Below are 21,041 nucleotides of genomic sequence, written 5' to 3' on the forward strand. Positions count from 1 at the left end.
TGTTAAAAGGATATTTTGGATTTGAATATTGCTTTAATCAAATAGGTAAAATGTCAAGAATTACATTTTCAGTAAAAATAAATGGAAGGAATGATAAATATGAAAAAAATATTAGTGTTAGCTATAATGGCTTTAGGAATTAGTACAAATGTATTTGCTTGTTTTGGTAATAGTATGATTGAGAGTATAATGGCTGATAAAATTATTCGTTCAAAAGAACTGGAAGACATAACAAAAAAAGAAATGAAACTTATTAAAAAATGTCGTATGGAAGATTCGTTAGCATATAAAATTGCCAGTTCAAAAACTCCAGAGGAAATAACAGAAAAAGAGATGAAACTTATTAAGAAACATGGATATGAGTTTTTGTTATCAGATGAATTTAGAAAACAAATAAAAAAAGAGATGAGTAAAAATCTTGAGAAAATGGAATGAGTAGATTTTTATAAGGATTAAAAGTAAAAAGGGTATTTTTTATGAATAAAATCTTTTAAATTTCTTCAAATGGAAAAATATCAAGGAAATTCACTTGACAAGTAAAAAGAAATAATATATAATTAACTAATATGAGCCTTTCCCACAAAGGACCGTTATTCTATAAAATAGAGAATAAAAACAGGAGGAAACAAAGTGAGTAAATACACTGTAATGCAAAAAAAAGAAGAAGTTGTAAGAAACTGGTATGAGATAGACGCAGAAGGAAAAGTACTTGGAAAATTAGCTACTGAAATCGCAGTTAGATTAATGGGTAAACATAAGCCAAGCTACACACCACACGTTGATGGAGGAGATTTTGTTATCGTATTGAACGCTGATAAAATTGCTGTAACAGGGAACAAATTATTAGACAAAAAATATTACAGACATAGTGGATATCCAGGTGGATTGAAAGTAAGAAGTTTAGAAGAAATGTTACAAAAACAACCTACTGAAGTAATCAGAAAAGCTGTAGAAAGAATGTTACCTAAAAACAAATTAGGAAGCCAAATGATTAACAGATTGAGATTATTCACAGGAACAGAACATACACATACAGCACAAAAACCAGAAAGAATAGAGTTATAGGAGGTAAATTTTCGTGGCAGAAAAAATTCAATATTTAGGAACTGGAAGAAGAAAAACTTCAGTAGCAAGAGTAAGATTAGTACCAGGTGAAACTGGAGTAACAATAAATGGAAAAGATATGAGAGAATATTTTGGTGGAAGAGAAATCTTGGCTAAAATAGTAGAACAACCATTAGAATTAACAGAAACTTTAAACAAATACGGAGTAAAAGTTAATGTAATTGGTGGAGGAAACACTGGACAAGCAGGAGCAATTAGACATGGTGTTTCGAGAGCTTTATTAGTAGCTGACGCTGAATTAAGAGGAGCTTTAAAAGAAGCAGGATTCTTAACAAGAGATTCAAGAATGGTTGAAAGAAAAAAATACGGGAAAAAGAAAGCAAGAAGAAGCCCACAATTTTCAAAAAGATAGGAAAAAACATAATAAAAGATATTTTTACGCCCTTGGAAACACTGGTTTTCAGGGGTTTTTATTTGGTTAGAAAAACAATCAAAAATAAAAATTTTGAAAATTTGAAAAAATAAGGTATAATTAACTCAAATAAATGATGTTGGAGGATGTATGCAAAAGATAAAATTATTATTTCTAATTGTAATATCAATGATAATTTTCACAGCTTGTGGAAATAAGTACAGTGTTGAGAATTTAAAAAAAGATGATAAATTGTTGAAGGAAACAGTTTTGAAATGTAAGGAAAAACATGATGAAAAGATTTGTAAAAATGTTGAACAAGCACAGAATGAATTGGCATTAGAGGCTTGGAATAAGGTAAAACCTGAAATTAAGACAAGACTCGATAGAATTGCTAAAGCAATGGAAGCTGGAGATTTTATGGCAGGAATGAGTGAAGTTCCAGAAAAATATTTCAAGTACCAAGCTGACAAAGCTTCAATATCAGTGGAGCAATTAAAAGAAATGTCAAAGAAAATGTTTGATAATTTTACAAAAGGAGTAAAAATTATCCAAAATAGCTATGATTTTGAAAATGTAAAAGTTGGAAGAACTGAAACAGGAAGAAGTTATGCTATTATTCCTACAACAGTTGCAATGGAAGTTAATGGACAGACAATAGAAACAAAAGGTAAATCAATGGCATTTGAAGATGAAAATAAATGGTATATTATTAATTTTGATAAAGACTTTATATTTTTTATAAAAGGTGTATATCCTGATTTAGCTGAAGTAAAAGTAGACTAATTAAAAGTTTTAAAAAAATTTAGACAATTTAACAAAAAATACTGGGGAGCAATTTTGCTGAGAATTAAACCCATATAACCTGTACAGGTAATGCTGTCGGAGGGAGTATTTTATATAAAATAAGGAATAATTTTAAAGTTATTTTGCATATCTTTTTAAATTATTTTAGAAAATTTATAGAAATATAGAATCTCCTTGTGATAAGGGGATTTTTTTATACAAAGAAATTTTAAATAAAAAAACAGTTTTAAGGAAAGGGATGATGAATTATGGAAAAAAAAGAAATTAATGCGAGTATTGCAATTCAGGTATTGCCAAATGTTGTGGGAAATGAGGAAATTGTAAGAGTTGTTGATGAAGTTATTGAATTTATTAAAAGCAAAGGGTTAAAAATGAATGTTGCTCCATTTGAAACAACGATAGAAGGGGATTTTGACGAGCTTATGGAAATTGTGAAGGAATGTCAAGTTGTGGCTGTGAAGGCGGGGGCTGAGGGTGTAATGTCGTATGTAAAAATAAATTATAAACCGAAAGGAGATATTTTAAAGATTGATGAAAAAATTTCAAAATATAACAGATAAAATTGCACCAAGTATTATTATTGCTGTATTATTGATAATTTGGCAAATTTTGTCAATGGTGAATATTATTCCAAAATTTATGCTGCCGTCGCCATTTGAAGTTGTAAAAGCGTTTGTTTATGATTTTCCATTGCTTATGGAGCATACAAAAATTACTTTGCTTGAAGCATTTTTTGGGCTTGGTCTGGGAATAATTCTGGGCTTTGCCGTGGCGGTTGTTATGGACAGGTTTGAGTATGCGTTCAAAATGATTTATCCTGTGTTGGTTATTACTCAGACAATACCTACAGTTGCGATTGCACCGCTTTTGGTACTTTGGCTGGGATATGGAATATTGCCAAAGATTACGCTTATTGTTATGACTTCGTTTTTCCCTATAACTATTGGGCTTCTGGATGGATTTCGTTCAGCTGACAAGGATATGTTGAATTTGTTAAAAACGATGGGAGCAACGCCATTTCAGAACTTTGTTCATGTCAAATTGCCAGGTTCATTAGGATATTTTTTCGCAGGGCTTAGAATTTCGGTTTCATATTCTATAATTGGAGCGGTTGTGGCTGAATGGCTTGGTGGATTTAGCGGACTTGGAGTTTATATGACAAGAGTCAGAAAATCGTATTCATTTGATAAGATGTTTGCAGTAATTTTTCTTATTTCTGCAATAAGCCTGCTGCTTATGTATCTTGTAAAAAAAATACAGAAATGGTGCATGGTTTGGGAAAAGTAAATTTTTAAATAAAAAAATTTAAAATAAAAAGTAAAGAGAGGTATAAAAAATGAAAAAAATTTCAAAAATTTTAATTTTATGTTTAATCTTGGTTTTGGCTGTTTCGTGTGGAAAATCTAAAAATAATCAGAAAATAAAAATCGTACTGGACTGGGTGCCAAACACTAATCATACAGGGCTTTATGTGGCAAAAGACTTGGGATATTTTAAGGAAGCAGGATTGGATGTGGAAATTGTGCAGCCGCCTGAAGGGAGCACAACGGCACTTATTGGAGCTGGAGGAGCAGAATTTGGAATAAGTTTTCAGGATACATTGGCAAAATCATTTGCAAAGGAGAATCCTGTACCAGTAACAGCTGTCGCTGCAATTCTTCAGCATAATACATCTGGAATTATTTCATTGAAGGAAAAAGGAATAGACTCGCCAAAAAAACTGGAAGGTAAAAAATATGCCACTTGGGAAGATAATATTGAGCAGGCTATTTTGAAAAAATTAGTAACAGATGATAAAGGTGATTTTTCTAAAGTAAAATTAATTCCTTATACTATAACAGATGTTGTAACTGGCTTAAAGACTGATGTTGATGCTGTCTGGGTTTATTATGCGTGGGATGGAATTGCTACAGAAAGGGCAGGGCTTCAGACAAATTTTCTAAAAATTCGTGACTATGGAGAAGAACTTGACTATTACAGCCCTGTAATTATCGCAAATAATGACTTTCTGAAAAAAAATCCTGAAATTGCAAAAAAAGTTTTGAAGGCAATAAAAAAAGGGTATGAATACGCAATGAAAAATTCAGAGGAATCAGCAAAAATTTTGGTAAAAAATTCTCCAGAGCTTGACATAAACTTGGTAACAGCCAGCCAAAAGTGGATTTCTAAAGAATATCAGTCTGATGCAAAAGAATGGGGAATAATCGATGGAAACCGTTGGAACAGATTTTATGAATGGCTTTACAAAAATAAGGCTGTAGAACGTGAAATACCAAAGAATTTTGGATATAGTAACGAGTATCTGAAATAAAAAATTTATCAAAAGGAGAAATATTAAGTGAAGAAAGACAAAAAGCTTGAAATAAAAGGTATTTCCATTTCTTTTGAAAATAAAAAAGTTTTGGAAAATGTTTCGATTGATTTGTATGAAAATGAGCTGGTTTGTATTTTAGGAGTAAGTGGTGCTGGGAAAACAACGTTATTTAACATTATTGCAGGACTTTTAAAGCCTGATTGTGGAAATGTGAAAATGAATGGAGAAGATATAACTGGAAAATCTGGAAAAATAAGTTACATGCTCCAAAAGGACTTGCTTTTACCTCATAAAAAAATTATTGACAATGTGGCACTTCCGCTTGTGATAAGGGGTGAAAATAAAAATAAGGCACGGGAAATTGCAAAGCCGTATTTTAAAGATTTTGGATTGGAAGGTACGGAAAATTTGTATCCAAGTAAACTATCAGGGGGAATGAAGCAAAGGGCGGCACTGCTTAGAACATATTTATTTTCCAGCGAAGTTGCTCTTCTTGACGAGCCTTTCAGTGCATTGGATGCCATTACAAAGCATAAAATTCATAGCTGGTATCTTAGCATAATGAACAAAATTAAAATGTCAACTCTGTTTATTACCCATGATATTGATGAGGCGATACTGCTTTCCAACAAAATTTATATTTTGGCAGGAAGTCCAGGTAAAATTGCTGCACAAATAAATGTTGACTTGAAAAATAGTCAGAACAAGGGCTATAATAATGAAGAAGTTATAATGTCTGAAAAATTTATTGAATACAAGCGTGAGATATTAAAATATTTGTAAATTTTTTTATTTGATTTTAAAACGATTTTACTATATAATAAGATAAAATATCGAAAGGAAGTTTGAAAAATGGAAATAAGACATGTAGTAAATGAAGGATTTTTTATATTTGGAAAAAATGGAGATGAACTTGCAAAATTGACTTACAGAAAAGAAGGGGAAAAATTGTATTTTGAATCGACAGTCGTATCTTCTGAATTGCGAGGGCAAGGGATTGCAGGAAAATTATTCAATGCTGGTGTGAAATATGCAAGAGAAAATGGGTATAAAATTGTCCCAATTTGCAGCTATATTGTGAAAAAGTTTGAAAGTGGAGAATATGATGATTTAAAAGCATAAAAGGACTATTAGTTCATTGAAAAATGCTAAAAATAAAAAGCCTTAAAATAAAATTTTTACAAAATTATGTAGAGTAAAAGTTTATTTAAGGCATTTTTTAGTTATATTTCTTTTGTAAAATCATGCTTAATAAGTTCGATGAATGTAAATTTACCATTTTCATACTCATATTTTAAAATGGCACAGTTTGGAAGGCCTGTAAATGGAACATCTGGAGCATGCTTTAAAAAGAAAGTGTAGCAGGCACCACCGTGGCTCACGGCAAGAACAGTGTTATTTCCGTCCTTTTCCATAATCTGAGTCAAAGTTTCGTGCATTCTTTTCTCAACATCTTTATTGCTTTCTCCGCCAAAATTTACAAAAAAGTCCCCATAAGTTCTTTCATTCGGATGTTTTGGATTCAAATCTTCACTTTCTCCCTCGAATAATCCAAAATTCCATTCCTTTAATCCTTTTAATCTTTCATATTTCATCTTATTGTCAGTCACAATTTCAAGTGTATCACAAGCTCTTTCCTGAGTAGAGGAGTAAGCTGCATCAAAAGCGATTCCCTTATCCTGAAAATATTTTCCAGCCACTTTAGCCTGTCTAATTCCCTCATCAGTCAGCGGAGAATCACAGCTCCCTTGAATTTTTTTCCGTAAATTGAATAAAGTCTGTCCATGCCGAATTAAATATAAAGTCTTTTTCATAATTAATCTATTCCTTTCTATTTATATATATTCTTGTATAATTTTGATTTCTTTTTTAATTTATTATATCACATTTTCTCGTAACTATTAAATTAGAAAAAGTTTATAATATTGATTTTAAAATATAAGTTTGATATAATTAATAAGCATATAAAAAAGGAGGAAATCTATAAATGGGTAAAAATAAAATATTAAAAATATTACTGTTATTTGCTATTATCTTATTTGGACTTGGAAAAATTTATCTAAGCAGAAATAACAGTATAAATGCAAAAGAAAATTTTTCAAAAGAATTTATTGCACAAAATAAGAGAAATAGCAAAAAGAATGTTGTTAAACAGAAAAATATAGAAAATAAAAATGGAAAACAAACTCAAAATACTTCAAATCAAGGAAATAGAAAATATCAAATTGATTATGATCATGTAATTGGTGGAGATGAAAATTCCCAAGGGAAAGTTACTGGCGGACATTCACTTTTGCGTGGAGATGTGAGAATTGTAAAAAAAATTGGAAATCCAGCTAAAAATGGAGTGTATAGAGCAAGCATTGAAGTAAAGAAAAAAGATGGAACTTGGCAGGCAAAAACTTCTAATGGTGGAGTAAATACAATGTTTCCAGAAAACTGGGATGAAGCGAGAATTATTGACGAAATAAACTCAGCATGGGAAAATAGAAAAGATGTCAAAGGCAGAGATAATAACATGTGGCAAGGAATCAGCAAAAGCGGAGTTGTAATTCGTGGTTACAAAAGTCCTAGAATAACGGCTTATCCAGTTTATGAAAATCGTTAGAAACTGAAATTTTTAGAAAGGAGGAAATGATGATTATAAAATTTAGTTATTATTACGATGAAGATTTTGGATTGACTGCATTTCCAGAAATCAGATTTTCTGAAAAAAAAATAACAAAAAATAAAAGAAGTGAACATTTAGAAAAAAAGAAAGAAGAGTATACAAAATATCTAATAACTGGAATAATGGAAGATTTTCCAGATGTGGAAATAATTAATATTTTTTTGCCACAGCTAGAAAAAGTTGAAACTGGAAAAGTGCAGGAAACTCTTTGGGATGGACAGGCTTTTCAGCATAAGATTAATAAGGAAAAAGTTGAATTTGAGAATACAATGTTTGGGATTTGTGAGGAATATCCACTGTGGGAATGTAAGTTTGAAGAATATAGAAAGATCTTTGAGGGCTGGAAAAAGTTTTTGGAAATGGAAGTTGATTTAAAAAGTGAAGTTGCAGTGGAGATTTAATAAATAAAAAATACAGTAATATGAAAAAATATTTATTAAACAAAATATGTGAAAAATAATAAAAAATAATTTAGTTGAATGATTATGCATTAGCTATCAAATACTCCTATTATAAAAATTTATTCCTATTTTTTAAATGGAGTATAGTTAATATAAATAGGCAAAAGTAGAGACTTAGAAAGGTAATTATGATAAAAAGAATAGATACGAAAAGTGGTAAAATAATTTCTTATGTTTACAATTTGAAAGATGAAGATTATAAGATTTTATCGGAAAGATTAGAAATTGAAGAAGATAAAATAAAAAATGTTATTGATGAGGAAATTTTTACTCCAAGAATTTCAAAATCGGACTGGGAAATTTATAAACTATATTATCCAACTGTTAAAAAATCTACGAAAGATAAAGAATTTACATCTTATGAAATTAATCCAATTGTAATTTTTTTTAAAGAAGATAAAATTGTTATTTTAGATGATGATTATTACAACGATTTCTATCAATTTGTTGAGGAATATACCAAGTTAAGAAATGACGTTCTTGAAGAAAATCGTTTTTTTCTAAATATGCTTCATAAAATCTCTCAAAGTTTGTATAAATATGTGAGAATTTTGATTGGAGAACACGACAAGATAGAAACTGTTTTGAGGGAGCAGCAAAGTAATGAGAAATTAATTTCTCTTTCGGAAGTAGAACAAGGATTTTATGTTTATAATATTGCATTGAGAAATTTGGATTATGTTGTTGAGAATTTGAAAGAAGATGAGCAGTTTGAACAATATGAAGAATATATGACAAGAATTTTGCAAGAGATAAATTTTACACTTGATTTATCCTCTTCATACTGTGAAATCTGTAAAACGACAAGAGAAACATATTCATCGTATATTGGAAATAATATGAATATCACAATGAAGCTTTTGGCAGCGGTAACCATATTGATTACTGTTCCAAATATGATTTTTGGATTTTATGGAATGAATGTGAAATTGCCATTTCAAGAAGCAGGATTTTTTGCATTGGGAACAATTTTTGTAATAATGATGGTGCTGATGGTAATTTTATGGAAATATTTAAAAAAGAAAGTTTTGTAATATAAAAATATAAAAAATCAAATTTAATTTTAAAGTAAATTTATTATATAATATAATAAAAGACTATCTTAAAGAATATTTTTTCTAAAAGATAGTCTAATTTTTTGTTGTTTATTTTTGTAAATTTTTAAAATTAAGGTTTTAATTTAGCTAATTCATCTAAATCAACATCAGCGTCATAATCCACATTATCAAAGTCAAATCCATTTAATTGCATAAATTCTTCTCTTGCACCAGCGTAATCGCTTATTTCCTTAAAGTTTTCTGGAGTAACTTTATCCCAAAGAGCTTCTACTTCAGCTTGAACGTCTTCACGCATTTCCCAGTTATCTGGACGTAATCTTCTTTCTTCGTCAATAACAGGATTGTTTCCATAAACCATTTGAGTCAAAAGTCTGTGTTTTTGTTCGATTGTTCCTTCGTGGATACCTTTTTCCTTCATTACTTTGTAAAGCAATGCTGCGTATAATGGGAAAATAGGGATAACCGCACTTGCTTTTGTCATTAATGCCTTACTTAATGAAACGTAGGCTTCTCCATTGTATTTTTCTTTTAAAAAGTCATTTAAAACATCAGAAGTATGTTCCAAATCTCTTTTTGCGGCTCCAATTGTACCTTCCTTATAGATTCCGTAAGTTACTTTTGGTCCTAAATATGAGTAAGCTACTGTTTTGAAGCCTTCAGAAAGAACACCGCCTTTATCAAGCGCTTCAATCCATAATTTCCAGTCTTCTCCACCCATAACTTTTACAGTGCTTTTGATTTCATCTGGAGTTGCGACACCCATTGTTGTTTCTTCCATAACTTCTTTTTCAAAGTTGATAGTTGGACCTGTAATGTCCTTTGTTGTAGATTTTAATGCTGAACGGTAAGTTACGCCATCAATTGGATCAGTTCTAACTGCACTTGCTAAGCTATAAATTAACAAGTCGATTTTTCCACCAAATTCTTCTTTAATGAACTTTATTACATCATCTTTCATTTCCATTGAGAAAGCATCACCAATAAAGTTTTTAGAAACTAAACCTTCTTTTTCAGCAGCTTCGTTAAAGGCAATTGTATTCCACCAACCAGCAGAACCTACTCTTTTCCCTTCTACCCCTTTTTCAAATGCTACTCCAATAGTTTCAGCTCCGGCACCGAAGGCAAGGGAGATTCTTGTGGCAAGTCCGTATCCAGATGAAGAACCGATAATTAGAACTTTTTTTGGACCTTCATATTTATCTTGTGATTTTACATAATCAATTTGCCTTTTTACAAATTCTTTTGCTCCAATTGGATGGTTTGTAAGCGCTAAACCACCTTTTAATCTAGGTTTTATAACCATTTTTTCTTTTCCTCCTAAAAAATTATTTATTATAATTATTTTTCAATTTTAAAAAAATCATACATTTAAAATGATAACATATTTTATGATGTATTTTCAAGAAATATTTTAATTTAAATAGAAATAAATAATTTTGGTAATCAAAATAATTCTTTGGAGAAAAGTTTTTTTAATATTATAACTGTGCAGTAGGATAAAGCGTGATTTCGTTCATGCTAACTTCTTCTGGCAAATCAATCGCAAATTTTACAGCTTGGGCAACTATCATAGGATCTGCTCCAATTGTGTCATAAAGAAATTCGATTCTTTCCTTAATCGCTTTGTTTGTAATACGTGTTGCAAGTTCAGTTCGGAATGCTCCTAAATATAGAGTTGTTGTACGGACATTCATTTTTTCGTTGGCACTTTCTTTTCTCAGTACTTCCATTAGTGCTTTTACACCATGTTTTGTGGCACAGTAAACTCCTGCTCCAAGATATGTGTTCAGTCCAGCAACAGAAGATGTGCTGATAACGTGTCCAGATTTTTGCTTGATAAAATGTGGAAGTACAGCTTCTATGCCGTTTAGGACACCTTTTAAGTTCACATCAATCATTTCGTCCCATTCGCTATTTTTTAGTTCTGACAATGGTGCATTTGGCATTAATCCGGCATTGTTGAATATAACATCTATTTTTCCGTATTCAGAAATTGCAAAATCAACCAATGCTTTTACTTCCTCTCTTTTTGATACATCTGTCACTTTGTAAGTGGCTTCTCCTCCTTTTTCCTTTATTTCAGCAACAGCTTCTTGTAATTTGTCTTCATTTCTTGCGGCAAGTACAACTTTTGCCCCGCTTTCTCCTAATAATTTCGCAGTAGCCCTTCCAATTCCTGAAGAAGCTCCGGTAACAATAACGACTTTGTTTTTTACAGCCATTTAAATCATCTCCTTTAAATAATTAATTTTTATACAATCAAATTATATCATATCTTTTTAAAAAGTCAATAGGTCTATATATATCTATTATAAAAAATAAATGATATATTATAGTTGTTATTTTTAATATTTTAAAGTATAATTATAATAAATTAACTTTAAAAGTTGCGGTTATTTCATTCAAATTATAAAAAAGAAACACGATGTTAAAGGGATTATAGCATTCCAGTTTAAAACGAGAGTAGAAGGTTAGATATAGACAATTTCTTGTTTTTATCGATTTTTGCTTCAAACTTTAAAAGAATTGACTATAATTTTGGAAAGGTAAAAAATGAGTAAATATAAAGAAGTATACGACAATATAAAAAAACAAATTAAAGATGGAAAATTAAAGCCAAAAGATTATTTAAAAAAGGAAGCAGATTTCGCCAAAGAATATTCCTGTTCAGTGCTTACTGTGAGAAAAGCACTTGCTTTACTGGAATCGGAAGGATATATTCAAAAAATAAAAGGTAAAAGATCAGTTGTGCTTGAAAAAGGCGATTTGAAAAATATTTCGCTTACTTCAATACAGACATTCCAGGAATTAAATAAGATAAAAAATATAGATGTCAAGGCAAATCTAGTTAGTCTATATATAGTACAAGGTGTCGAGGAACTGATGGAAAAATTTAATGTTTCTAAAACTGCTGATTTTTACAAGGTTGTCCGTACTTATTCCTTGGATGGCGAAACTGTTCAGTATGCTACTTCTTATTTTGATAGAAAAATAGTCACTTATCTGAATGATGAAATAGCCAGCAAGTCTATTTATGAATATCTGGAAAATGAACTAAATTTAAAAATATCGTATTCAAGACGGGAAATAAAGTTCAGAAGCGCAACAGATGAGGAAAGACGGCATATAAATCTTGAAAATATTGACAGAGTTGTAGTTATTGAAACTTACGCCTATTTATCCAACGGAAATCTTTTCCAATATGAAACAATAACTTATCATCCTGATAAATTTACTTTTACTGCAATTGCTAAAAGATAGTTGCTAAAAGGGAAAAAACTCGGTATACTTATAGTAGAATAAAAATAATAAACAATAAATCAAGGAAGGGAATGGTAATGATGAAAATAAACAAATTTATTGATCATACAATTTTGAAAGCAACAGCTACAAAGGAAGATGTAAAAAAATTATGCGATGAAGCGAAAGAATATGGATTTTATTCAGTTTGTGTAAATGGGGCGAATGTTGAATATGCTTATAATCAAGTTAAGGACAGCGATGTGAAAGTTGCGGCGGTAGTTGGATTTCCTTTGGGAGCGATGGCGACTGATGTGAAGGTATTTGAAGCAAAAAAGGCTATTGAAGATGGAGCTTCGGAAATTGACATGGTTATTAATATTGGAGCATTGAAGGACAAGAACTATGATTTAGTGGAAAACGAAATTAGAAAAATAAAAGAGGCAATTGGAAACAATGTTCTGAAAGTTATAATCGAAACTTGCTATTTGACTGATGAGGAAAAAGTAAAGGCATGCGAATTATCAGTTAATGCAAAGGCAGATTTTGTAAAAACTTCAACAGGATTTGGAACAGGAGGAGCTACATTTGAAGATGTAGAGCTTATGAAAAAAACAGTTGGAGATAAAGCAGAAGTTAAGGCAAGTGGTGGAGTGAAAGACCTTGAAACTGCAAAAAAATATATTGAATTAGGAGCAACAAGACTGGGAACAAGTTCAGGAATCGCTATTGTAACAGGACTGGAAAGTGAAAAGACTGGCTATTAAATTTTAGTAAATAAAGAGGAACATAATAATAGACTTCTTCAGAAACTATATATTTTTAGAATTTAATAAAAGAAGGATTATAAAGCAAGGGGTTAGTACCCCTTGTTAAAGTAAAAAATTGGATAACAGATGTTTATGCAGCAAGAAATTAAGAACTTTTATCAGAAAGTGAAGAAGTTTAAAATTGAAAATAGCATATTAATAGGTATATAAACTTTTGCAAATAGCTGTCAGTAAAATGTAAAGGAGAAGTGAGTATTTATGAAATTTAAAAATTTTAAATTTAGAAATATTTTCTTTTGTTGCTTTCTTCTGCTAGTTTCTATACTTTCTTTTGGGCAAAATAGGAAATCTGATGAAATTATTTTGACTGATGATGGAGTAATTTTAGATTTGAAGGGAACATTTAAAATTAATTGGGATAAAAGTGATCCAGATGTACCATGTTCTGCAATAGAATATGGAGAAATGCTGTTTTATCCTTATAATAAGGACATTGTGAATGAAAAAGCTATAGTTTTGAAGCCTAGGGATTTTGATTATCATAACTGGGATGAAACCAGAAATGCTGAAAAGGAATTTGCTGATATGGAAAAGGCTAAAGTTGAAATATTAAAAAAAACTTTTTCAGAAGAATTTGAAAAAATGGAAAAAATTCAAAAAGGGAAATTACAGTCTCCGGTAAGAGTTAAAATAAAAAAAGTAACTCCATATACAGAATGTGATTTTACAACAGTTTATGCTCAAGTTACTGAAATAAAGAAAATTGATGGTACAAAATCAAAAATTACAAAACTTGAAGTGAAAAAATCGGATGAATCAGATGATTTTGATGAACCGCATTTAGATGAAGCGGGTTACCTTCGAGAATACAGGGTAAACTCAAAGGATGGATATGCAAATATGCGTGAAAAACCAACTAAAGATTCAAAAGTTATTTCAAACTTAGATAATGAAACGATTGTAAGATATATTACAAAATATGGTGACTGGTATTATGTTTACTTTGCTGACTATCCTTCTGACCTTGAAAAAGAGTGGAAAGTTAAAGAATATAGGGGATTTATCCATAAGAGCCAGTTGAAAAAACATGTTGATTAGAGATTTATGTAATAAAATTGAAAAAATTTATGCTTTTGATTACAAAGAGAGGATAACTTGTGAAAAAAATTTTTTTAAAAATGGTATTATTATTAATTTTGGCAAATGTGGGATTTGGAGATGTTGCACAAATTATAGGAGATTATTATTCGATAGATAAAGGAAAGGTTTATTACAAAAATAAAATTTTGGAAGGAGCAAATCCGAAAACTGCTGAGTTGATAGAATTTTCTCTTTTAAAAGATGATAAGAATGTTTATTACATGGGTGAAAAAATAAAAGATGTAAAAATTAAAAATTTTGAAAAATTAGGGCAGAATTATTGGAAAAATGATAATAAAATTTATTATCGGGATAAAAAAATAGAAAATGCTGATATTATGAGTTTTAAAGTTTTAAATGAAGATTATGCAAAAGATAAAAATAATGTTTATGATGGAAATGAATCAATAGGTAGAGGAATTAAAGATCCTAAAACATTTGAATTTTTGCCAAATGGAATAATAAACGCTACATTGTATGGAAAAGATAAATATAATGTGTATTATATTGAAAATAAAATGATAAACTGTTTTGATACATACTATTCTATTTATGAAGTAAAAGGGATTAATAAAGATAAAGTAGAAGTTCTGAATAAATGGTTTATAACGGATGATAAAAATATTTATTTTAAGGGAGAAATTTTAGAAAGTGCAGATTATAATACATTTGAAGTACTTCCAAATGGAGATGGAAAAGATAAAAATAGAAGTTATGAATATTTGACTAAAGATGAGTTGAAATGGTTTTAATCAACAGGAAACTAATTGCTTATACAGATAAAATAAAAAGGATAGGAAATAAAAAATGGAATTTAGAATAATGACTTACAATATTTATGGAGCAAGGCTTGCGGATGGGAAAAAATTGGCAAAAAGCATAAAAAAATATAAGCCTGATTTTGTTGCGTTGCAGGAAGTTGATAAAAATACGAAAAGAAGTAATTTTCGTGATGTAACGCAGGATTTTGCACTTGAACTTGGGTATAATTATTATTATTTTCAAAAGGCAATGGATTTTGACAAAGGGGAGTTTGGAATTGCGTTTGTTTCAAAATATGATGTGAAAAATATATATGTTCACGAGCTACCATCTGCTGGAAATGAAAAAAGACAGGTTTTGGCAGCACAAATTAACAGTTCAAAATATAAAAAACATATTTTGGTTATAAATACTCATCTAGATTATGAGCCTGCAGTAAAAAGTACCCAAATTGACGATTTGATGACAGTTATAGATTATTTTAAGGGAGATATAAAATTTCTATGTGGTGATTTTAACCTTTTGCCAACAACAGAGCATTATCAGAAAATTGCTGAAAACTGGAATGACACTTATTTTGAAGGCAAGGACTTGGAAAATAAATCAAATCTTGAAAACAGAAATCTTGAAACACAGAGAATTGATTATATAATGGCTAAAAAAGGTGAAAATTATAGAACTAAGCAAAGTTTTTTTATAAATGATGATTTGCAGGAATGGACAAAATTGTCGGATCATTTGCCGTATATGGCGGTGTTGGAGATTGAATGAAAATTATTTAAATAGAGGTAAAGATGGAAAGTAAAAGAATTTATAGTGAAAAAGATTGGAATGGAATTTTAGAAAAATTTAATCTGTCAGAAGAAGAAATAAATGAAAAAAGAAAAATATTAAATAAATACATAGAGATGCATAGAAATGGTGATTTAAAAAATCATAAAGAAGAAAATATAAAGCCTTCATTTTTTATGGAGGTTTTTAAAGATATTTTAGGATACAATAGTATTACATCAGGGAAATTTGAATTATATTTCGAAAAAAAGACTAAAATGACTCAGGAAAGATCAGATGCCTGTTTAGGTTTTTTTGAAAAAGATTATAATTCGGACAGAGTTAAAGCCGTGATTGAACTAAAAGGACCGTATGTAGACTTAGACAAAGAGCAAGTTGGAAGAAAAAATTCTAGAAGTCCTGTAAAACAAGCATTTGATTATAGAGCTGATATAGGTAAGAGTTGTGAATATATAATAGTATCTAATATATATGAGATAAGATTTTATCAAAATGATTATGGAAGAACTAAATATGAAGTATTTAATTTGGAAATGCTTGAAGAAGAAGAAAATTTTAAAAAATTTTATTGTTTATTTTCAAAAGAATTCTTATTTGGAAATAAATTAGAAGAAAAGTCTTTTATAGATAAATCATTTGAAGAAATTTCGTTAAAAGAGGAAAAAATAAAGAAAGAATTTTATAATAAATATAAAGAAGTAAGAGAAAAAATATTTAGCATTTTGAAATTAGATAACGATAATGCAGGAACTGAAATATTAATAGAAAAGACTCAGAAATTACTAGACAGATTCTTGTTTATTAAATTTGCAGAAGCAACAGATCCTAGCCTTTTACCTAAAAATATTTATAAAAAATATATTAATGGAACTGTAATAAACGGAAATGTAAAAAAATTTCAAGGATTTAAATTACTTTGTGACGGAATAGATGTAGGGAATAAAGAAGAAGATATAAATGGCTATAATGGTGGCTTATTTAAAAGAGATAAGGAATTAGAAAAATTAATTATAAAAAATGAAATATTTGATGAACTTGAACAACTTGCTGAATATGATTATTCTTCAGATTTAAATGAGAATATTTTAGGACATGTGTTTGAAAAAAGCATGACTGATTTAGAAAAGTTGAAAGCAAATCAAAATAATGAAAATTATGATAAAAAAGATGGAAACCAGAAAAGAACAGGAGCATTCTATACTCCTAAATATATAGTTCAGTATATAGTAAAAAATGCTATAGATAATTGGCTTGAAGATAGAAAAAAGGAATTAGGGTATTATAATTTACCAGAAGTAGAAGAAAATAAAATTTTTTTAAAAAGTTATGAACAAAAATATAAACATAAAGAAAAAAAGTTATCAATAAAAGCTAAAAGACATCTAGATTTTTGGAATAAATATCGTGAGAAAGTAAAAAATATAAAAGTAATAGATCCTGCTTGTGGAAGTGGAGCTTTTTTAGTAGAAGTTTTTAATTATTTAAAAGAAATTAGAGGAGAAATAAATAATAATATATTAAACTACAATGTATCAAAATCATATTCTGCTGATATGGATAGTGAGATTTTATTAAATAATATTTACGGAGTTGATTTAAGTAAAGAAGCAGTGGAAATAACAAAATTATCACTTTGGTTGAAAACAGCAAATAAGAAAAAACCATTAGAAAATTTAGATAAAAATATAAAATGTGGGAACTCATTAATTGATAACAAAGAAATAGTGGGAGAAATGGCATTTAATTGGAAGGAAGAATTCCCAGAAATATTTGAAAATGGAGGATTTGATATTGTAGTAGGAAACCCTCCTTGGATTTCATTGACAGGAAAACATAAACAATATATAGATGAACATAGTAAAGAATATTTGATAAAAAAATATAATGGAAATACAACTTCTCCAAATTTGCTTGAATATTTTATTTCATTGTCAATAATAATTTTAAAAGAAAAAGGAAAGTTTTCTTTTCTTGTTACTGATAGATTAGGACTTAATGATTGTTTTAAAGAATTACGTAAAAAAATGTTAGAAGAAAATAATTTATTAGAGATTGTGTATAAATGGAAATTTCCTGATATTCAAGCGGATACAATGACATTTTTATTAAGTAAAGAAAATAATTCTAGTGATTATGAAATAAAAGTTAAAAGTAGGCCTGAAAATATGTTTTTAAATTTTAAAAAGTCAGAGTATCAAATAAAAAATTTTCAGTATAAAGCATATGATAGTATAATAGAAAAGGAAATTATTGAAAAAATATTGTTTAATAATAATATGAAAAAATTAGAAATAAAATATGCTTCTGGTTTCGGAGGAAAATCAAAATTAATAACCAAAGAAAGAATTTCTGATAGCCAATTAGAAATATTAAAAGGTGAAAATATAGATAGATATATAATAAAAAGTAATTTTTATTTTGATTTTAGAGAAGAAAATTTAAATGGTAGAACCAAAGTTAAAAAAAAATTAGGAATTAAAGAAAAAGTAATACTAAGAAAAACAGGAAGTGATATAAAAGCAACTTTTGATGATAGAGGAATATTTCCTGAGCAATCAATCAATTTTATTTATGATTTTGGTGAAAATATAAAAGGAAAATATGTATTAGCTTTGGTAAATTCAAAACTTTTCAATTGGATGTATAAAAAAGTATTTATCACAAATGAAGATAGTAAACCTCACTTAAAGATTAATGACTTAGAAAAATTTCCATTTGTGTATATCAATCTTGAAAAACAAGAAAATTTTGTAGAAAGAGTAAATAAAATGATTATTTTAAATTCGAAATTAAGAGAAGAAAATTTATGTTTTCAAAAATTAATAGTTGAAAAATTTAAAAAAAATTTATCAAATAAATTAAAAAAATGGTATTTATTAAATTTCAGCGAATTTGAAAAAGAATTAAAAACAGAAATTTCTCCAGAATGGGCAAAATATTTCTTGCAAGAACAAGAAGAAATATTGAAAATAAAATAGACAAAATAGATAGAGAAATAGATAAAATGGTTTATGAGTTATATGGATTAAAGGATGATGAAATAAAAATTATAGAAGAAAATTTATAAAGGAGTGTTACATTGATTGTACTAGACAGAAAAGGAGCAGGAGTTTATCAGGGAAATCAACTGATTCATGCAGGAACACCACCTCAATATATTCCTGAATTAATTGAACAACTTTTTTCATGGTTAAAAAAAAGTAAAGTTCATCCACTGATAAAGGCTTGTGTATTTCATTATGAATTTGAATTTATTCATCCGTTTCAAGATGGAAATGGAAGATTAGGACGGCTTTGGCATACATTAATCCTATCAAAATGGAAAGAGTTTTTTGCTTGGCTTCCAATTGAAACTTTGATTCAGAAAAAACAGCAGAAGTATTATGAAGCTATAAATTTATCAAATACTGCTGGAGAATCTACGCCATTTATTACATTTATTCTTGAAATTATAAAAGAAACTCTGGAAGAATTGCAAAAAAATGACTTAAAAATGACTGATATTTTGACTGATAAAATGACTGATAAAGAGTTACAAAGACTGAAAATACTGGAAGAGTATTTTGAGAAAAATAATTATATTGAAAATAGTGAGGCTCAAAAAATTTTAAATGTTTCAGATTCAACAGCAAGAAGATTTTTGAATAAACTTTTGAAAAATGGAATTTTGGAGGCATTTGGAGAGAAAAAAGGGAGAAAGTATCGGAAGAAATAATTTTGAATTTTTAAATATTTAAAAATCATAAAAAATTACGGTAATTCAAAAATAAATTAATATAAACAGGATGAGATAAAATGGATGTAAGTATAATTACTTGGGATGAAAATTATTATGATAGTTGTTACGAGGATTATCTTCAAATTATGAAAAATAATGAAATTGTTTATTATGGATATTGGTATGAATTAATTTCTTGTAATGAAGAAGCACGATATAAGTTTATGTTTGAATTTAATTATGGGGATATAAAAAATAAATGTGATACGGGCATAGTAAAATTTGAGAATAATTTTTTGATGGTTCCATATCGAGAAAAAATTTATCAGTACGATTATAAATATTTACCTTTAAAATTTACTGAACATCAGTTATTAAGATTGATGTATAAAGAAGAAATAAGTTTAATAGATGAAATTTCTTGTTCAGATATTTTGCTACAGTGGTTAGGATTGAGTAATTTTAAAGGATATTTTGATACATTTGAAGAATATAAAAAACAATTATTTTATGATATATATTTTGTTGATATAGATAAATTAGATGATAATATTGAAAATTTTTTTAAAGAAGTATCGAAACTAGAAAATAGAGAAATAGTAACAATTTTAAGAAATGATTTTGAAATTGTTATGGTTTATTTGAATACCGGAAAAATTTGGGAAGCATTTTTGAAAAAGGATGATAAAATATATTTGAATACAGGACTGGATGTAAGCATAGATATAACAGATATTGCAGAGAAGTATTATAAAAAATTTTAAAATCAATTGCTTTTAAAACAGATAAAAGATATAATTAAGTAAAAAAAGGCAGAAAGTATAGGAAAAAATGCTAAAACATGGAGATAAATTGGATGAAAATAAAATATTCAAAATTTGAAATTAATATGTGGGATATATTTTTTCTAATACTGTTTTTAGGATATTTATTAGGAGGAATTGATATTTTATTTAATGAGAAAGAAAAGGACGGGATATTTTTTTTAGCTATTGGAATAAGTTATTTTATATATAGATTTCTTTTGGTAATGATTATTAAAAATAAGATGAAATTTGATTTTTCTGATTATGAAGTGAAAATAAAAGGTCTATTTTTTGAGAAAACGATTGAATATAATGATATAAAAACTTTGACAGTGAGAAAAAATATATTAGGTTCGTATGATATTTTTTTAAACTTTGACAGCTCAATGAATATTTATAAGTATTTCTGTAATTTAATAATGGATGTTTCAATAGAAAGTAATCATAAAAAAAGTTATATTTTTTGTGACATAAAAAATAAAGATGAAATTTTGGAATGTTTATTGGAGAAAATAGGTTATCCCAAAAAAGAAATTCGTGAAAAAGTGAATGGAGAAAAATTATATGTGAAATATTCAATTTTTGAAAAGAATTTTATGATGTGTTTTGCAATATTTAATTTAATGACAATTTTTTCAGTTGGAATTGCTTGGGGATATTTAAATTTAATGATTAAATTATTTACAATAATAATATTATTACTGGTAGTAACTGTAATAAGATTTTTTAAAAAAAATTATATTATGAAAAGATACAATAATTATAGTATATCAATTTCTGAAAAGAAAAAAGAAATTTATATTATGGATTATTTTTTTGAAACAGATAAAAAAGTAATAATTAATTATGAAAATACAAATTTTAATAGCGTAAAATTTAATTTTTATTATTTTCAAAATAATGTTATGCCTAAAAATTATAAAAAATATGATAATTAAAATTATTGAATACAAATCACATATAGCTCTGTTTATATTTGGTTCTAATTACTAAAAATAATAAAAAACAGGTAATTTATTTGCCTT

25 protein-coding genes and 1 riboswitch are annotated in these 21,041 nt (G+C 28.1%); of the genes, 22 read left to right on the plus strand and 3 right to left on the minus strand.

Translation table 11 applies throughout. The features are described from left to right. Positions 1–99: 99 nt before the first annotated feature. The 9 genes from QU666_RS05615 (at position 100) to QU666_RS05655 (ending at position 5,720) form a co-directional block, all read left to right on the plus strand. The gene (locus QU666_RS05615; RefSeq protein ID WP_036072001.1) at positions 100–435 is read left to right on the plus strand and encodes a hypothetical protein; all 336 of its coding nucleotides are present in this window, start codon (positions 100–102) and stop codon (positions 433–435) included. Between the two features lie 195 nt (positions 436–630). Beyond that, on the plus strand, positions 631–1,065 hold the full coding sequence (gene rplM, locus QU666_RS05620; protein WP_018450228.1) for a 50S ribosomal protein L13: 435 nt from the start codon (positions 631–633) through the stop codon (positions 1,063–1,065). Positions 1,066–1,078: 13 nt separating this feature from the next. Continuing rightward, positions 1,079–1,477, plus strand: coding sequence for a 30S ribosomal protein S9 (rpsI, locus tag QU666_RS05625; RefSeq protein ID WP_015769247.1), 399 nt, complete (start codon positions 1,079–1,081; stop codon positions 1,475–1,477). A 150-nt stretch (positions 1,478–1,627) separates the two neighbouring features. Next, positions 1,628–2,263, plus strand: a complete 636-nt coding sequence (locus QU666_RS05630; RefSeq protein ID WP_021770252.1) for an EexN family lipoprotein — start codon at positions 1,628–1,630, stop codon at positions 2,261–2,263. 32 nt (positions 2,264–2,295) lie between these two features. Continuing rightward, positions 2,296–2,385: riboswitch (TPP riboswitch) on the plus strand. Between the two features lie 147 nt (positions 2,386–2,532). Continuing rightward, positions 2,533–2,844: a thiamine-binding protein gene (locus QU666_RS05635; protein WP_021770253.1), complete on the plus strand. Its 312-nt coding sequence runs from the start codon at positions 2,533–2,535 to the stop codon at positions 2,842–2,844. After that, complete coding sequence (locus QU666_RS05640) at positions 2,816–3,571, plus strand: ABC transporter permease (protein ID WP_021770254.1); 756 nt, start codon at positions 2,816–2,818, stop codon at positions 3,569–3,571. Before QU666_RS05635 ends, QU666_RS05640 begins: the two co-directional genes overlap by 29 nt. Before the next feature lie 49 nt (positions 3,572–3,620). Further along, on the plus strand, positions 3,621–4,595 hold the full coding sequence (locus QU666_RS05645; protein WP_021770255.1) for an ABC transporter substrate-binding protein: 975 nt from the start codon (positions 3,621–3,623) through the stop codon (positions 4,593–4,595). A gap of 27 nt (positions 4,596–4,622) precedes the next feature. Beyond that, the gene (locus tag QU666_RS05650) at positions 4,623–5,381 is read left to right on the plus strand and encodes an ABC transporter ATP-binding protein (protein ID WP_021770256.1); all 759 of its coding nucleotides are present in this window, start codon (positions 4,623–4,625) and stop codon (positions 5,379–5,381) included. 69 nt (positions 5,382–5,450) lie between these two features. Next, positions 5,451–5,720 carry a GNAT family N-acetyltransferase gene (locus QU666_RS05655; protein ID WP_021770257.1) on the plus strand — a complete coding sequence of 90 codons (270 nt, stop codon included), beginning with the start codon at positions 5,451–5,453 and terminating at the stop codon, positions 5,718–5,720. Between the two features lie 101 nt (positions 5,721–5,821). Here the strand turns inward: QU666_RS05655 and QU666_RS05660 are convergent, their stop codons facing one another. Continuing rightward, a complete protein-coding gene (locus QU666_RS05660) occupies positions 5,822–6,412 on the minus strand; it encodes a histidine phosphatase family protein (protein WP_021770258.1) in 591 nt (196 codons plus the stop codon). Between the two features lie 173 nt (positions 6,413–6,585). Between QU666_RS05660 and QU666_RS05665 the strand changes: the two genes are divergently transcribed. The 3 genes from QU666_RS05665 (at position 6,586) to QU666_RS05675 (ending at position 8,764) form a co-directional block, all read left to right on the plus strand. Further along, complete coding sequence (locus QU666_RS05665) at positions 6,586–7,206, plus strand: EndoU domain-containing protein (RefSeq protein WP_021770259.1); 621 nt, start codon at positions 6,586–6,588, stop codon at positions 7,204–7,206. Between the two features lie 29 nt (positions 7,207–7,235). Further along, complete coding sequence (locus QU666_RS05670) at positions 7,236–7,670, plus strand: hypothetical protein (RefSeq protein ID WP_021770260.1); 435 nt, start codon at positions 7,236–7,238, stop codon at positions 7,668–7,670. A gap of 188 nt (positions 7,671–7,858) precedes the next feature. Further along, positions 7,859–8,764 (plus strand): magnesium transporter CorA family protein, encoded by a 906-nt coding sequence (locus QU666_RS05675; RefSeq protein ID WP_021770261.1) that lies wholly within the window; start codon positions 7,859–7,861, stop codon positions 8,762–8,764. Between the two features lie 133 nt (positions 8,765–8,897). On the opposite strand, the gene fabV is transcribed toward QU666_RS05675, so the two are convergent. Together fabV and QU666_RS05685 are read right to left on the minus strand one after the other, a co-directional pair. Beyond that, entirely contained in the window at positions 8,898–10,091 is a 1,194-nt protein-coding gene (fabV, locus tag QU666_RS05680; RefSeq protein ID WP_021769057.1) for an enoyl-ACP reductase FabV, read from the minus strand. 175 nt (positions 10,092–10,266) lie between these two features. After that, complete coding sequence (locus tag QU666_RS05685) at positions 10,267–11,010, minus strand: SDR family oxidoreductase (RefSeq protein WP_021769056.1); 744 nt, start codon at positions 11,008–11,010, stop codon at positions 10,267–10,269. A gap of 331 nt (positions 11,011–11,341) precedes the next feature. Between QU666_RS05685 and QU666_RS05690 the strand changes: the two genes are divergently transcribed. From QU666_RS05690 to QU666_RS05735, 10 genes are all read left to right on the plus strand, one after another. Then, positions 11,342–12,049 carry a GntR family transcriptional regulator gene (locus QU666_RS05690; protein WP_021769055.1) on the plus strand — a complete coding sequence of 236 codons (708 nt, stop codon included), beginning with the start codon at positions 11,342–11,344 and terminating at the stop codon, positions 12,047–12,049. Between the two features lie 80 nt (positions 12,050–12,129). After that, positions 12,130–12,795 (plus strand): deoxyribose-phosphate aldolase, encoded by a 666-nt coding sequence (gene deoC / locus QU666_RS05695; protein WP_036070650.1) that lies wholly within the window; start codon positions 12,130–12,132, stop codon positions 12,793–12,795. Positions 12,796–13,056: 261 nt separating this feature from the next. After that, positions 13,057–13,896, plus strand: coding sequence for an SH3 domain-containing protein (locus tag QU666_RS05700; RefSeq protein ID WP_021769053.1), 840 nt, complete (start codon positions 13,057–13,059; stop codon positions 13,894–13,896). Positions 13,897–13,955: 59 nt separating this feature from the next. Continuing rightward, a complete protein-coding gene (locus QU666_RS05705; RefSeq protein ID WP_021769052.1) occupies positions 13,956–14,690 on the plus strand; it encodes a DKNYY domain-containing protein in 735 nt (244 codons plus the stop codon). Between the two features lie 55 nt (positions 14,691–14,745). Then, positions 14,746–15,471, plus strand: coding sequence for an endonuclease/exonuclease/phosphatase family protein (locus QU666_RS05710; RefSeq protein WP_021769051.1), 726 nt, complete (start codon positions 14,746–14,748; stop codon positions 15,469–15,471). 23 nt (positions 15,472–15,494) lie between these two features. Beyond that, complete coding sequence (locus QU666_RS05715; protein ID WP_021769050.1) at positions 15,495–18,470, plus strand: TaqI-like C-terminal specificity domain-containing protein; 2,976 nt, start codon at positions 15,495–15,497, stop codon at positions 18,468–18,470. Next, positions 18,419–18,559: a hypothetical protein gene (locus tag QU666_RS05720; protein WP_156908196.1), complete on the plus strand. Its 141-nt coding sequence runs from the start codon at positions 18,419–18,421 to the stop codon at positions 18,557–18,559. The genes QU666_RS05715 and QU666_RS05720 overlap by 52 nt, the downstream gene beginning before the upstream one ends. Positions 18,560–18,571: 12 nt before the next feature. Beyond that, the gene (locus tag QU666_RS05725; protein WP_021769049.1) at positions 18,572–19,207 is read left to right on the plus strand and encodes a Fic family protein; all 636 of its coding nucleotides are present in this window, start codon (positions 18,572–18,574) and stop codon (positions 19,205–19,207) included. A gap of 80 nt (positions 19,208–19,287) precedes the next feature. Then, complete coding sequence (locus tag QU666_RS05730; RefSeq protein WP_021769048.1) at positions 19,288–19,974, plus strand: hypothetical protein; 687 nt, start codon at positions 19,288–19,290, stop codon at positions 19,972–19,974. Positions 19,975–20,066: 92 nt separating this feature from the next. Beyond that, positions 20,067–20,954, plus strand: a complete 888-nt coding sequence (locus QU666_RS05735) for a hypothetical protein (protein WP_036070636.1) — start codon at positions 20,067–20,069, stop codon at positions 20,952–20,954. Positions 20,955–21,041 lie beyond the last annotated feature (87 nt).

It is taken from the genome of Leptotrichia sp. HMT-225, from assembly GCF_030644325.1.
In the GTDB taxonomy this organism is placed as follows: domain Bacteria; phylum Fusobacteriota; class Fusobacteriia; order Fusobacteriales; family Leptotrichiaceae; genus Leptotrichia; species Leptotrichia massiliensis.

Excerpts from the sequence above, each read along its gene's own strand:
- QU666_RS05675 (WP_021770261.1), top strand. The coding sequence starts at position 7,859 with ATGATAAAAAGAATAGATACGAAAAGTGGTAAAATAATTTCTTATGTT.
- QU666_RS05655 (WP_021770257.1), top strand. The coding sequence starts at position 5,451 with ATGGAAATAAGACATGTAGTAAATGAAGGATTTTTTATATTTGGAAAA.
- QU666_RS05615 (WP_036072001.1), top strand. The coding sequence starts at position 100 with ATGAAAAAAATATTAGTGTTAGCTATAATGGCTTTAGGAATTAGTACA.
- QU666_RS05735 (WP_036070636.1), top strand. The coding sequence starts at position 20,067 with ATGAAAATAAAATATTCAAAATTTGAAATTAATATGTGGGATATATTT.
- fabV (WP_021769057.1), bottom strand. The coding sequence starts at position 10,091 with ATGGTTATAAAACCTAGATTAAAAGGTGGTTTAGCGCTTACAAACCAT.
- QU666_RS05690 (WP_021769055.1), top strand. The coding sequence starts at position 11,342 with ATGAGTAAATATAAAGAAGTATACGACAATATAAAAAAACAAATTAAA.
- QU666_RS05685 (WP_021769056.1), bottom strand. The coding sequence starts at position 11,010 with ATGGCTGTAAAAAACAAAGTCGTTATTGTTACCGGAGCTTCTTCAGGA.
- QU666_RS05645 (WP_021770255.1), top strand. The coding sequence starts at position 3,621 with ATGAAAAAAATTTCAAAAATTTTAATTTTATGTTTAATCTTGGTTTTG.
- deoC (WP_036070650.1), top strand. The coding sequence starts at position 12,130 with ATGAAAATAAACAAATTTATTGATCATACAATTTTGAAAGCAACAGCT.
- QU666_RS05630 (WP_021770252.1), top strand. The coding sequence starts at position 1,628 with ATGCAAAAGATAAAATTATTATTTCTAATTGTAATATCAATGATAATT.
- QU666_RS05660 (WP_021770258.1), bottom strand. The coding sequence starts at position 6,412 with ATGAAAAAGACTTTATATTTAATTCGGCATGGACAGACTTTATTCAAT.
- QU666_RS05640 (WP_021770254.1), top strand. The coding sequence starts at position 2,816 with ATGAAAAAATTTCAAAATATAACAGATAAAATTGCACCAAGTATTATT.
- QU666_RS05715 (WP_021769050.1), top strand. The coding sequence starts at position 15,495 with ATGGAAAGTAAAAGAATTTATAGTGAAAAAGATTGGAATGGAATTTTA.
- QU666_RS05635 (WP_021770253.1), top strand. The coding sequence starts at position 2,533 with ATGGAAAAAAAAGAAATTAATGCGAGTATTGCAATTCAGGTATTGCCA.
- QU666_RS05730 (WP_021769048.1), top strand. The coding sequence starts at position 19,288 with ATGGATGTAAGTATAATTACTTGGGATGAAAATTATTATGATAGTTGT.
- QU666_RS05665 (WP_021770259.1), top strand. The coding sequence starts at position 6,586 with ATGGGTAAAAATAAAATATTAAAAATATTACTGTTATTTGCTATTATC.
- QU666_RS05670 (WP_021770260.1), top strand. The coding sequence starts at position 7,236 with ATGATTATAAAATTTAGTTATTATTACGATGAAGATTTTGGATTGACT.
- QU666_RS05710 (WP_021769051.1), top strand. The coding sequence starts at position 14,746 with ATGGAATTTAGAATAATGACTTACAATATTTATGGAGCAAGGCTTGCG.
- QU666_RS05720 (WP_156908196.1), top strand. The coding sequence starts at position 18,419 with ATGGGCAAAATATTTCTTGCAAGAACAAGAAGAAATATTGAAAATAAA.
- QU666_RS05700 (WP_021769053.1), top strand. The coding sequence starts at position 13,057 with ATGAAATTTAAAAATTTTAAATTTAGAAATATTTTCTTTTGTTGCTTT.